The 13,227-nt window shown below is 51.2% G+C and carries 11 protein-coding genes; 6 read left to right on the top strand and 5 right to left on the bottom strand.

Going from position 1 to position 13,227, the window contains the following annotated elements; all coding sequences use genetic code 11:
* Window positions 1-3: 3 nt before the first annotated feature.
* Window positions 4-984, top strand: a complete 981-nt coding sequence (locus ACR02O_RS20110; protein ID WP_415880105.1) for a peptidylprolyl isomerase — start codon at window positions 4-6, stop codon at window positions 982-984.
* Between the two features lie 83 nt (window positions 985-1,067).
* On the opposite strand, the gene ACR02O_RS20115 is transcribed toward ACR02O_RS20110, so the two are convergent.
* Entirely contained in the window at window positions 1,068-1,271 is a 204-nt protein-coding gene (locus ACR02O_RS20115; protein ID WP_458138134.1) for a (2Fe-2S)-binding protein, read from the bottom strand.
* Window positions 1,272-1,509: 238 nt separating this feature from the next.
* Between ACR02O_RS20115 and ACR02O_RS20120 the strand changes: the two genes are divergently transcribed.
* The 5 genes from ACR02O_RS20120 to ACR02O_RS20140 are packed head-to-tail and all read left to right on the top strand — an operon-like array spanning window position 1,510 to window position 7,473.
* Window positions 1,510-1,986: a formate dehydrogenase subunit gamma gene (locus tag ACR02O_RS20120; RefSeq protein ID WP_033158843.1), complete on the top strand. Its 477-nt coding sequence runs from the start codon at window positions 1,510-1,512 to the stop codon at window positions 1,984-1,986.
* Window positions 1,986-3,530, top strand: coding sequence for a formate dehydrogenase beta subunit (locus tag ACR02O_RS20125; protein ID WP_033158842.1), 1,545 nt, complete (start codon window positions 1,986-1,988; stop codon window positions 3,528-3,530). The genes ACR02O_RS20120 and ACR02O_RS20125 overlap by 1 nt, the downstream gene beginning before the upstream one ends.
* A gap of 20 nt (window positions 3,531-3,550) precedes the next feature.
* Window positions 3,551-6,403 carry a formate dehydrogenase subunit alpha gene (gene fdhF, locus ACR02O_RS20130; RefSeq protein ID WP_101051824.1) on the top strand — a complete coding sequence of 951 codons (2,853 nt, stop codon included), beginning with the start codon at window positions 3,551-3,553 and terminating at the stop codon, window positions 6,401-6,403.
* 14 nt (window positions 6,404-6,417) lie between these two features.
* Window positions 6,418-7,257 carry a formate dehydrogenase accessory sulfurtransferase FdhD gene (fdhD, locus tag ACR02O_RS20135; protein ID WP_033158840.1) on the top strand — a complete coding sequence of 280 codons (840 nt, stop codon included), beginning with the start codon at window positions 6,418-6,420 and terminating at the stop codon, window positions 7,255-7,257.
* A gap of 27 nt (window positions 7,258-7,284) precedes the next feature.
* On the top strand, window positions 7,285-7,473 hold the full coding sequence (locus ACR02O_RS20140; RefSeq protein WP_276308146.1) for a formate dehydrogenase subunit delta: 189 nt from the start codon (window positions 7,285-7,287) through the stop codon (window positions 7,471-7,473).
* 148 nt (window positions 7,474-7,621) lie between these two features.
* Here the strand turns inward: ACR02O_RS20140 and ACR02O_RS20145 are convergent, their stop codons facing one another.
* Genes ACR02O_RS20145 through ACR02O_RS20160 form a run of 4 tightly spaced genes read right to left on the bottom strand, consistent with a single transcriptional unit; the run spans window position 7,622 to window position 13,126 of the window.
* Entirely contained in the window at window positions 7,622-8,950 is a 1,329-nt protein-coding gene (locus tag ACR02O_RS20145; RefSeq protein ID WP_051670413.1) for a TolC family outer membrane protein, read from the bottom strand.
* Window positions 8,947-9,594, bottom strand: coding sequence for a response regulator transcription factor (locus ACR02O_RS20150; RefSeq protein WP_165786264.1), 648 nt, complete (start codon window positions 9,592-9,594; stop codon window positions 8,947-8,949). The genes ACR02O_RS20145 and ACR02O_RS20150 overlap by 4 nt, the downstream gene beginning before the upstream one ends.
* 21 nt (window positions 9,595-9,615) lie before the next feature.
* A complete protein-coding gene (locus ACR02O_RS20155; protein WP_458138138.1) occupies window positions 9,616-10,974 on the bottom strand; it encodes an HlyD family type I secretion periplasmic adaptor subunit in 1,359 nt (452 codons plus the stop codon).
* 1 nt (window position 10,975) lies between these two features.
* Complete coding sequence (locus ACR02O_RS20160; protein WP_458138139.1) at window positions 10,976-13,126, bottom strand: type I secretion system permease/ATPase; 2,151 nt, start codon at window positions 13,124-13,126, stop codon at window positions 10,976-10,978.
* Window positions 13,127-13,227 lie beyond the last annotated feature (101 nt).

Below are 13,227 nucleotides of genomic sequence, written 5' to 3' on the forward strand. Positions count from 1 at the left end.
AAGATGAAACTGAAACTTATTCCCCTGATACTAGCCAGTAGCGTATTGTTACCCGGTTGCTTCGAAGAAAAAGCTAAGGAAGCCGCCGCACCAGCAGCGCCGACTGTCAGCAAAGAGGACGCGGTTGCTTCGGTTAACGGCACCTATATCAGCAAGAAAACCTTGGAAACTTTGGAAAAGGAAATTGCGGAACGCAGCCAAGGCCAAACATTCCCAAAAGAACAGCTATTGGAAGAACTGATTCAACGCGAATTGCTGATTCAACAAGCAGTGCAAAAACAACTGGATAAATCGCCGGAAGTGATCGAACGCATGGCAACTGTCAGAAACTCCTTGCTGTCGCAAGCAGCGTTACAAGATTACCTGAAAGCCAATCCGGTCACCGACGAAGAAATCAAAGCGGAATATGACTCCAAAATGGCTAACATGGGCAGCGAATACAAAGCCCGTCACATTTTGGTTAAAACCGAAGACGAAGCAAAAAAACTGATTGCAGAACTGGAAAAAGGCGGGGATTTTACCGCGCTGGCTAAAAAGCATTCTATCGATCCAATGGGCTCCGAAGGTGGCGATTTAGGTTGGTTTACCGCAGACCGTATGGTTCCGCCATTCTCTGAAGCAGTGGTTGCACTGGAGAACGGCAAATTCAGCAAAACACCGGTACAAACTCAATTTGGCTGGCACGTGATTCTGCGCGAAGAGTCCAGAGCTTTGACACCACCGCCATTTGATTCCGTCAAAGAACAAATTCGCCCAATGTTACAGCGCCAAAAAGCGCAAGCCATGATCGAAAATTTGCGTAAAAACGCCAAAGTTGAAGTCTTGCTGCCGCCGACACCGCCAAAGCAAGAAGAGGCTCAACCAGCAGCGCCAGCTGATCAGGCTGCACCAGCTCCTACTGCGGAGACCACTCCGGCCGAACCGGCCAGCGCCGCACCTAACGCAGACGTAAAACCCACCGAACCTGCGGCTACAGCTAAATAACGCACACCCAACAGGGCGGTCCAACCGCCCTGTCTTTTTATAGTACAAGTCTTATATTGCTATAAGCTCAGCTTTCTAAATAACTATGCCGCTTGGACTTGAACTCGGGCGTGCATCTTCCGATTCTGCGTATTTTCATCCAGTAAAGCTTTAATACTGGCTGTGCATTTTCCACATACACCGCCCGCCCCCGTGCACTGCATTAGTTGCCTGCGATTGCACGCACCTTGGCTAATTGCCTGCCTGACCTGCCTATCGGTGACCGCTTTACACACACATACGTACATGACACCCTCTCTTAAATCATATGCACATTAATGATAACAATTATCATTTAAAAGTAAAGCATCCACCATCACTTTTTTTCCACGCGAACTTCCGGAACCAATCAGAGTCCGAAGATGCAATTACCTTGCTTTGCTTAGGAAATACGCGGGATTGAGGCATGAACCCGAATTGCAAACCCGGGTTTGTTCATGATTAAATAGAACGATAACCTTTTCGTCATTTATTACAGAGCCAATGATGCAAGACTATCAAACCCAAAAACCCACCGTGTTGGAAATACTGGACACTCATCAAGCGATGCCGGGTAATCTGCTGCCCATATTGCATGGTATTCAGGACACACTGGGCTACATCCCGCCGGCTGCCGTAGTAGACATTGCCAAATCACTCAACCTTTCCCAAGCGGAAGTCCACGGGGTTATTAGTTTTTATCATTACTTCCGGGAAACTCCGCCCGGAGAGCACACGATAAGGATTTGTCGGGCCGAATCATGCCAAGCCATGAACGGTAAAGCATTGGAAACCCATGCCAAACAACAGCTTGGCATCGACTTTCACGAAACAACAGCCGACGGAATTTTTTCATTAGAACCTGTTTATTGTTTGGGTAACTGCGCTTGCTCGCCATCAATCACGATAGACGACGAGGTGATTGGCCGCGTCACAACCGAAAAATTCGACCGATTGCTAGCCACTTATAAAGGTGCCAAATAATGACCCGCGTATTCATATCCCGCGACTCCACCGCGCTTTCCTTAGGTGCGGAGCAAGTTGCCAAGGCCTTAGCACAGCAAGCCTCCAGCAAAAACCTATCAGTAGAAATTGTCCGCAACGGCTCGCGCGGATTGTTCTGGCTGGAAACCCTCGTAGAAGTCGAAACCAGCCAGGGCAGAGTTGCCTATGGCCCAGTGCAAGCAGAAGATGTGGCATCTTTACTCGATGCCGGCTTGCTAGAAGGGAAGCAACACCCACTCTATTTAGGCAACATTGAAGAAATAGCTTATTTCAAAAATCAAAACCGTCTTACCTTTGCCCGCGTTGGCATAACCGACCCAGTCAATATCGACGACTATTTGGCTCACGATGGATACCGAGGTTTAAAAAATGCGCTGGCCTTACAACCAACCGAGATCGTCAAGCAAGTAACTGACTCAGGCTTACGCGGTCGTGGCGGCGCGGCGTTTCCAACCGGGATCAAATGGAATACGGTGTTAAACGCGCCTGCAGACCAGAAATACATCGTCTGCAACGCCGACGAAGGCGACTCAGGTACCTTCTCCGACCGGATGATCATGGAAGGCGACCCCTTCGTATTGATCGAGGGTATGACTATCGCTGGCTTGGCGGTGGGCGCTACCCAAGGTTATATTTATCTGCGCGTCGAATATCCGCACGCCAAAATCGCACTGAATCAAGCCATCGAAGCCGCCTACAAAAACGGCTATCTGGGCGAAAACATTCAAAGTAGCGGCAAAACCTTCCACTTGGAAGTGCGTAGCGGCGCGGGCGCTTATATCTGCGGCGAAGAAACATCTTTATTGGAAAGCTTGGAAGGCAAACGCGGATTAGTGCGTTTTAAGCCGCCGCTTCCCGCTATCGTCGGCCTGTTCGGCAAACCCACCATCGTCAACAACGTCATTTCGCTGGCTTCGATCCCGGTGATCCTAGACAAAGGCGGCGAATATTATAAAAACTACGGCATGGGGCGTTCGCGCGGTACCCTACCCCTACAACTGGCTGGCAACATCAAACATCCAGGGTTGTTTGAAGTGGCTTTCGGCATGACCTTGCGCGAGCTGCTTTACGATTACGGCGGCGGCTCCGCCAGCGGCAGGCCGATACGCGCGGTTCAGGTGGGTGGTCCATTGGGTGCCTATCTGCACGAAGGCCAGTTCGATACCCCGTTGGATTACGAAGCCTTCGCGGCAATATCAGCGGTATTAGGCCATGGCGGCATCGTGGTTCACGACGACACTGTCAACATGGCCGACATGGCCCGTTATGCAATGGAATTTTGCGTGGAAGAATCCTGCGGCAAATGCACACCTTGCCGAATCGGATCGACACGCGGCGTCGAAGTAATAGACCGCATTGTCGACGGCGTGCAAAAGGATAAAAACACCGTGTTGTTGCGCGATTTATGCGACACCATGACTTACGGATCTTTGTGTGCGATGGGCGGCATGACACCATTCCCGGTGTTGAGCGCGCTGAATCATTTCCCTGAAGACTTTGGCCTCGAAGCCGCCAAAGCCTGATCGATTACCAGGAGATAAATATGTCTGCCAATAACGAAATAGATTACGGAACTCCCGCGAGTTCGTCTGCAAATCAAGTCACTCTGGAAATCGACGGCCATAAGGTCACTGTCAATGCCGGCAGTTCCGTAATGCGCGCCGCCGCCGAAGCTGGGATCAGCATCCCTAAACTGTGTGCCACCGACAGCCTCGATCCCTTCGGCTCGTGCCGGATGTGTCTGGTACAAATCGAAGGCGCGCGCGGCTATCCAGCTTCCTGCACGACGCCAGTCGCGGACGGCATGAAGGTCTGTACCCAGAACGATAAGTTGGCCAGCATCAGACGCGGCATCGCCGAACTGTATATCTCCGACCATCCTTTAGACTGTCTGACCTGTGCCGCCAACGGCGACTGCGAACTGCAAGACACCGTCGGTCAAGTTGGCTTGCGTGAAGTCCGCTACGGCTTCGACGGCGAAAACCATCTGAATTCCGAAAAAGACACCAGCAATCCTTATTTCAGCTTTGATCCTTCGAAATGTATCGTTTGCTCGCGTTGCGTGCGCGCTTGCGAGGAAGTGCAAGGCACTTTCGCCCTAACTATCGACGGGCGAGGCTTCGACTCCAAAGTCTCTCCAGGCCAAAACCAGCCTTTCATGGAATCCGAATGCGTATCCTGCGGCGCCTGCGTACAAGCATGCCCTACCGCGACGCTGATGGAAAAATCGGTGATCGACAATGGCGTGCCTGAGCACAGCACCATCACCACCTGCGCCTATTGCGGTGTCGGTTGCTCATTCAAAGCCGAAATGAAAGGCGAACAACTGGTGCGCATGGTGCCTGACAAAAACGGCCAAGCCAATCATGGTCATTCTTGTGTCAAAGGCCGTTTCGCGTTTGGTTATGCCACGCACAAAGACCGCATCACCACTCCCATGGTCCGGGAAAAAATTTCCGATCCTTGGCGCGAAGTCAGCTGGGAAGAAGCCATTAGCTTTGCTGCCAACAAATTGAAAGGTATCCAGGCCAAATACGGTAAAGACTCAATCGGTGGTATTACTTCATCGCGTTGCACCAACGAAGAAACCTATCTGGTGCAAAAATTAATCCGCGCCGGCTTCGGTAACAACAATGTCGACACCTGCGCCCGCGTTTGCCACTCACCGACCGGCTACGGATTGAAAAGCACATTTGGTGAGTCATCCGGCACCCAAACCTTTGACTCGGTGATGCAGTCCGATGTGATTATGGTAATCGGCGCCAATCCGACTGACGGCCACCCGGTTTTCGGCTCGATGATGAAACGCCGCTTGCGCCAAGGCGCAAAACTAATCGTGGTCGATCCACGCAGCATCGATTTGGTGAGCAATAGCCCGCATGTAAAAGCCGACTATCATCTGAAACTGCGCCCCGGCACCAACGTTGCCGTCGTCACTGCATTGGCTCACGTCATCGTCACCGAAGGCCTGGCGGACGAAAAATTTGCGTTGGAACGTTGCGATGTCGAGTCGTTTAACAAATGGAAAACCTTCGTTGCGCTGCCTCAGCATTCACCTGAAGCCGTTGCCGAATTGACCGGCGTGCCTGCCGAGAGCATGCGCGCAGCAGCCCGCTTGTACGCAACAGGCGGTAATGGTGCGATCTATTACGGCTTGGGCGTTACCGAACATAGCCAAGGCTCGACGACCGTCATAGGTATCGCCAATTTAGCGATGGCTACCGGCAATATCGGCCGCGACGGCGTCGGCGTCAATCCATTGCGCGGACAAAACAACGTGCAAGGCTCTTGCGATATGGGCTCGTTTCCGCACGAGTTCGTCGGCTACCGCCATGTTTCCGATTCGCAAACCCGCATTCAGTTCGAGACAGCTTGGAACGTAGCGCTGTCATCCGAACCCGGCTTACGCATCCCGAATATGTTTGCCGCCGCTATCGACGGCAGTTTCAAAGGCTTGTACGTACAAGGTGAAGACATCGCTCAGTCGGATCCAGACATAACGCACGTTCACCACGCGCTACGCGAACTGGAATGCTTGGTGGTACAAGACATTTTCCTGAACGAAACGGCCAAATTCGCCCACGTATTTTTACCGGGCTCCTCGTTCCTGGAAAAAAACGGCACCTTTACCAATGCCGAACGCCGAATTTCACCAGTTCGCAAAGTCATGACCCCACTAGGCGGCAAGGAAGACTGGGAAGTAACCCAGGACTTGTCCAACGCCCTGGGTTATCCGATGAATTACAATCATCCTTCGGAAATCATGGATGAAATCGCGGCTCTAACGCCGCAATTTGCCGGCGTCAGTTACGAAAAAATCGACGAAATGGGCAGCATCCAATGGCCTTGCAACGACGAAACCCCGGACGGTACACCGATCATGCACGCCGATCACTTCGTCCGCGGCAAAGGTCGTTTCATGCTGACCGAATATGTTGCAACCGAAGAACGCACCAGTAGCAAGTATCCATTGATCCTGACCACCGGCCGAATCTTGTCGCAATACAACGTTGGGGCGCAAACCCGCCGCACTGAAAACGTTGCTTGGCATGAAGAAGACCGTCTGGAATTGCACCCGCACGATGCCGAAGTCTTAGGCATCAGCGATGGCGATTGGTGCGGCGTGAAAAGTCGCTCCGGCGAAACGGTATTGCGCGCCAAGGTCACGGACCGCATGCAGCCGGGCGTGGTTTATACCACTTTCCATTTCCCGCATTCAGGCGCCAACGTTATAACCACCGATAACTCGGACTGGGCAACCAACTGTCCGGAATACAAGGTTACAGCGGTGCATGTTGCAAAAGTCGCGCAACCGTCGGCATGGCAACAGGAATACCAAGACTTTTCCGACAACCAGTTGTCTTTGCTGGAAAACCGCATCGCGGTCAACGAGTAAACCGCAACCGATTTATGGATGCAGTCTCAAGCGAACTGGGCTGGACCAGCTATCGAACCGGCACGTTCGATAGCTGGCGCGGGCCTGTTCATACCGCGAAGGAAGATTATGTCGCCGAAGAAGTGCCGGTGGTGTTGGTCTACAACACCATTCCGCATGTGGTGATGCTGGCAACGCCCCTTAATTTGGAAGATTTTGCGCTGGGTTTCAGCCTGACCGAGGAAATCATCGGTCATCCATCCGAATTGCAATCGATACGTGTCGTACAACGCTCCAAAGGCGTGGAAGTCAGAATGACGATTCCGGAAGCCCGATTCGAGAAACTGCACGGCAAGGGAAAAAACATGACCGGCAGAACCGGTTGCGGTTTGTGCGGAGCCACTACGTTGGAACAAGCCATCCGCCACCCGCATCATGTCGGCCAAGGTTTAGCGCTTAGTGCACATCTATTGAGCAGCGGTTTCGCCGATATGGCGCAAAAACAATCTCTGAATTTATTGACCGGCGCGGTCCATGCGGCAGCGTGGCTGCATCCGGAACGCGGCATCGTTGCGGTACGGGAGGATGTCGGCCGCCACAATGCACTGGATAAACTGATCGGCTCATTAGCCAAAGCCAACTGCAATTTTGAAAATGGCTGGCTGCTAGTGACCAGCCGCGCCAGTTACGAAATGGTACAAAAAGCAGCCAGCGTTGGCATCACACTGCTGGCAGCCATATCCGCACCTACCGCATTAGCGATTCAATTGGCGGAAGAGTGCGGACTGACTCTGGTCGGCTTCGCCCGTCACGAGAATCACATGATCTACACTCACCCTCATCGTTTACAACATTACCAAGAATCAGCCGCATAGAACATGGATAACCATAATCTCATTAAAATGGCCAATAACATTGGCGCTTTTTTTAAATCCGAACCCGATCGGGAATTGGCCATTAAAGGCGTTGAACAACATATCCGCAACTTTTGGGAACCGCGCATGCGTAAAGCGATTGTAGAATACGTGCAACAAGGTGGTAAAGAGTTGATGGAGATAGTGTCGGAAGCGGTATTGCGTATTGCCAAGTAGCTCTAGCTGGTCAAATTGTATTGAATCAGTTTATCGACCAGCGCTCCAAACGGCTCATCAGCCTCATTGAAAACTTCTCCCCAAATAGGTTCAATTTGGGGGGAAGTCTAAGTCTCTACCTAGCCTTAACTATTAACGATTGATCGCCTTAGTCAGCGGCACTAAGCGGTTGAACTTCGGCTGGCAAGGTCGTACCCAAATACTTATTCAATTGGCCTTTGCTCGCTAAAATCCGGAATTGCGAAAACAACTCGTCATATTTGGCATTGATATACGAACTTTTGGCGATATAGGCTTCGTTGAAGGTATCCAACAAGTCCAATAACGTCCGTTGCCCGATATTGAATTGCTGCTGATAAGCGCTGATAGTCTTCTCGCTGGAATCGACGTGCTGTTTAAAAAACTCCAGCTGACTTTTCACGGTTTGGTGAGCCACCCACGACAAACGCATGCTTTCAATCACCTGCCTATGCGTATTATCGCGAATATCCTTGGCCTGATTGATCAACTGCGCGGTTTGCTCGCGACGGGCCACATCCTTACCGCCGTTAAAAATGTTATAGCGCATGCGTAACATCGCGGTCATATCCGAGTTGGTACCGCGAATACCGTCCAGATTGTAGTTATGACTGACGCCGGTCTCAATATCAAAACGCGGAAAATAAGGCGCCATTGCCGTAGCATGTTGAGCAAATGCCGAATCGATATCGGAATTGGCCGATTTCAGAATAGGATGGTCGGCCAACGCTTCCTCTATGGCTTGATCAAGCGTCTGAGGCAATGCGGCTTCAGGGGACTGAATCGGCTGAATCCCTTCCGGCAGCATACCTATGACTCGCAAGAAACTGGTCTCGGCATCTTTCAAATTACCGATTTCGGACAACACATTCTTTTCCGCCAAGGCTACCCGGCCCATCGACTGGTCGACGTCAGCCCGTTTGCCCACGCCGCGTTCACTACGCAGTTTGATTTGATCGTTGGTACCTTGATGACGTTGCAGATTTTCCTTAGCCAGATTCAACAACTCCTGACGTCGCAACACCTTGATGTAGGCTTCAACACCATCAAGCGCGGTTATTTCCGACCGGCCAAATACGGTGTAGGCTCTTGAGTCGGTGCGAGCTTCCTGTCTCTCCACTTCATTCGGAGTAGCCAGACCATCAAACAACATTTGCCTGGCCAGAATCGCCCCTTCCTCCCTATGATAAAAAACCGAGCCGTCACCGCGGCCCCGAGTGGTAGGGTTATTCGATTCTTCCCAGCCGATGCCGGCTGTGACATCCACCGTTGGAAAATAGCCGGCCTTGGCTTGGCCGATTTCCTCTTCAACCGCGCGGCGTTCTGATTTGGCAGCTTGGACTTGGGGATTTTCATCCAATACTTTCTGAATAGACTCTTGCAAACTCAACGCCTGGCTGCTGGATACACAGGCCAAATGCATGGCTATTCCTAAACTCAAACTCCTGCTGACTCTCATAACATTCCTCTCTGATATTGGTCGATTTCTTTTAACAATAGGGCTAATCTCAATCGGTCGTCGACATTCAATTTCCTAAAAATCGACGATAAATGCGCTTTTACAGTACGCTCGGAAATATTCATCGCAAAAGCAATACGCTTATTACTTTCGCCCTGCCGTATCATGTCCGCCACTTCCACTTCGCGCGCGGATAAACTAGCCAGTTGCTTTAGCTTTAGTTCGGTATCGACAGTATTAGGTGCAAGTTGTGGACGCCTGGCACTGGTCAACACACCAATGACCTTGGGCACCAAAGCCCGACGAATCCAAATATCGCCCGCCAAAATACAAGCTACCGCACGAGTTAAAAGTTCCGACGCTTCGGATTGTTCGCAATAGCCGGCGGCACCGTTAATCAGCACCTCGATCTGCTTATGTTCCGGCCAATCGCAACCCATCACCAGAAACCGGACCTTTTTGTTAGCAAAAACCGTTAACAAACTGGCATCGTCATCCAGTTTTTTTGCATCGAAAATCACTGCATCGGCCGTATATTCGCTGCGGATACTGTGCAGCATACTAACGTTATATTCCGCGATCAGCGCATGAGTCCACTGCGCCGTCAGCTGAGGATTATTGGAATAAATCAGTATGTTAGCCACAAATGTAATTGTTGTTATGAGTTATCGTTCTCTTAAAGCCCTATCCCTGGCTTTCAATATCGGCTTTAAGAGGTAATCAAGCACTGTTTTTTTTCCGGTTAAAATATCAACTTCCGCGGTCATCCCGGCAATGATTTCCAAGCGTTCGCCGCCCTTTTCCAGGTAATTTTTAGCGGTGCGCAAACGAATCAAGTAGTAACTGTCTTCATCTTTCTTTTCGCCGGGTATGCTGTCGGCGCTGATATGTTCCAAAGAGGCCTCCAGGCCGCCGTAGATCGAAAAATCATAAGCGCTTAGTTTTACCACAGCTTTCTGCCCAGGGCGAAGAAAAGCAATGTCCGCCGGCCGAATTTTCGCTTCTATCAACAACTGATCTTCCAGCGGCACGATTTCCAGCAAATCCATGCCGGGTTGAATAACACCGCCCACCGTAGCCACCTTGATGCGTTTTACCGTGCCTTTTACCGGCGACAGCACTCTAGTACGGCTAACCCTATCTTCTAAAGCAACGGCAGATTCGGATGTACGATCCAGTTCCGCCTTCACCTCGTTCAACTCTTTCAAGGCTTCGGTTTTATAACGAATCTTGATCTCCGCTAATTTGTTACGCGCTTCGTCCAATGACGAACGTAGCCGCGGCATCGCCAGATTGGCAGAATTCAGCTCGCCCTTCAAATCGTTGGCAGCACGCTGCAAACGCAATAATTCAACTTGCGACATCGCCCCGTCAGCCACCAGCGGTTCAGACATCTTCACTTCGTCTTGCAATAATTTGTAGCTACGCGCCAACTGGTCACTTTTCGATTGAATTTCAATAATTTCCTGCTCTTTCTGCCGTACCTGCTCGGCGAAAATGTCGCTATTCGATCTTATTTCGCTCTGCTTGGAAACCAGCAATTGCCTGGCATTCTCGGCAATTTGCGGCGCGTTTTTCAAAACCTCTTCCGGAATCGCCAAGGGCGTGCCATTGACTTCGGCATTCAAGCGCGCGGTATTCGCCAGTAACTCGTAATACTTTAACTTGGCTTCCTTAAACGAGGAAGCAAAACGGACTTGATCGAGTTGCAGCAACACTTGATCCTTTTCCACCAATTGGCCTTCTTGAACCAATATTTCCGAAACGATACCACCCTCCAGATTCTGCACCACCTGGACCTGACTGGACGGTATGGTCTTGCCGTCACCACGTGTGACTTCGTCCAAGCTGGCAAATCCAGCCCAAACCAAGGCCACCACCACAAATGCCACCGAGGACCACAGGATTAAATGGCTTTGCAAGGGTAATTCGTAAAGATTGGCGGCGTTGACGTCGCTTAAAAAGCCCTGATCTTCGGCTCGATAGCGATGCTCAGCGCGCCACTCGGCTATTTTTTTCAACATATCAAATAGCCACCTTGATCTGTCCTTGGCGCAAGGCTTCCAGCACATGATCCTTGGGACCGTCGGCGACCATATGCCCGCCGTCCATTACGATCAATCTGTCCACCAAACTCAGCAACGACATGCGGTGCGTAACCAGTATCAGAGTCTGTTCGCCCAATTGCGCGGCAAACCGCTGTTTAAACGCCTCCTCGCTACTGTTGTCCATCGCGTTGGTCGGCTCATCCATAATAAATATGGATGGCGACAACAGCAAAGCTCTAGCCAGCGCAATACTCTGCCGCTGCCCACCGGACAGGGATGCACCGCGTTCGCCCACTTGCAAATCAAAACCCGCAGGATGTTTACTGACGAATTGATCCACACCGGCAATCGCCGCCGCTTTTAACACCGCAGCGTCATCGGCGTAGCGTGAACCCAAGACAATATTGTCCTTCACGCTGCCAAACATTAAGGCAATATCTTGCGGCACATAGCCGATTTGCCGGCGTAAATCGGAAGGATCGATTTGGCGAATATCGGTGCCGTCTATCAATATCGAACCCTCTTGCGCCTGATATAAACCCAGCATCAATTTTTCCAACGTACTCTTGCCGGAACCGATGCGGCCGATAAACCCCACGCGCTCACCAGCCTTGATCTTAAACGTTATGCCGTCCAGGGCCTTGACCGGTTGCTGCGGATAGCTGAAACGGACGTGCTTGAACTCTATCTCGCCCTTGAAACCCGGCCTATGCAAATAGTCCTTACCACTCTCGCGTTCCACCGGTAAGGCCATCATGCGGTTAAACGACCCCAAGGCGGTCACAGCTTGATGGTAACGGGTCAATAGTGCGGCGACCTGCCCCACCGGCGCCAAGGCCCGCGAGGTCAACATTGTGCAAGCCACCAAGCCGCCGGTCGTCAAATCGCCATCCGTAATCTGGTAGACACCGGCCACCACCACCAATACCGATGCCAATTGCTGTAGGAAAGCAGTCAAATTGACGGTTAAGCCGGCATAAAACCGCGACTTTAACCCCAGCCGGGCAATTTCGCCGACATTCTGTTCCCAACGGCGCTGCAATTGCCCTTCCGCACCGGCCGTTTTGATAGTTTCCAGATTGGACAGCGCTTCCACCAGTGTGGCATTTTTCTCGCCGCCGAATTTGAACATGGCGTTGATCGTGTTCTTTAACGGCGCCTGCAAGGCGATACCAATCAACATGGCCAACGGTAAAATCGCCAACGGAATCAAAGCCAAACTGCCGCCGACGCCATAAATAATCACTAAAAACAAAAACAAAAACGGCAAGTCGATCAATGTCACCAGCGTCGCCGAGGTCAAAAACTCGCGAAACGATTCGAATTCGCTCAGGTTGTTGGCAAATGCACCCACCGATGGCGGCCTGGCTTCCATGCGAATATTCATCAGTTTTTCAAAAATATTCGCCGACAAGATAATATCGGCGCGCTTACCGGCCGCATCGATAAAATAACTTCGCAGCAGCTTCATCGCCAATTCAAAGCCAAACACGATCAGCACGCCTACCGTCAGGACCCACAAGGTTTCCAGCGCGTGATTCGGCACCACGCGATCATACACATTCATGAAAAATAACGGCGCCGCCAAAGCGAACAGATTGATTAATACCGAGGCCGCCAACACTTCCGCATAAATCGGCCAAGATTTATACAGGACGTCCCAAAACCAATGTTTGACCTTAGGCACCGCCGATTCCGCGGTTCTGCCGTCAAAGCGATGCTGTAATTGCACAAAAAAAGCCGAACCGCTGTAACTGGCTTGCAGCTCCGCAAAGCTGACAGTCTTTTTGCCGCTCTCGGTTTCCGGCAACACTACCGTATAGCTGTCAGTATTCTTGGCGAGTAACACGCAGGCGTTGCCATCTTTAAGCAAAAGCACCGCCGGTAGCACCAAATTGGAAATTTTCTGCAAGGGCCTGCGCAACAAGCGGCTGGTCAAACCGGCGCGTTCAGCGGCTCGCGTAAACAAGGCCGGCGTTAATTTATTATCGACTAAGGGCAGCCCGGCCACCAAGGCCGTGGCGGTTTGCGGGATATGCAACAACTTGCAGACCGACAGCAAAGCCAACAATAAAGGATCGTCAAACGTGGAATCTGCTGGTCCGGATATCTGGCCGCTATCAGGCATGGAGGATGTGAGTAGAAGTTATAGTTCTTATAACGCTGAAACGCGCTACTGTACTTAAGTATTATAAAGCGCTGCCATTACAACTTAAAAAGCAATTTTAT

Source organism: Methylomonas sp. PHL2-19 (assembly GCF_059331595.1).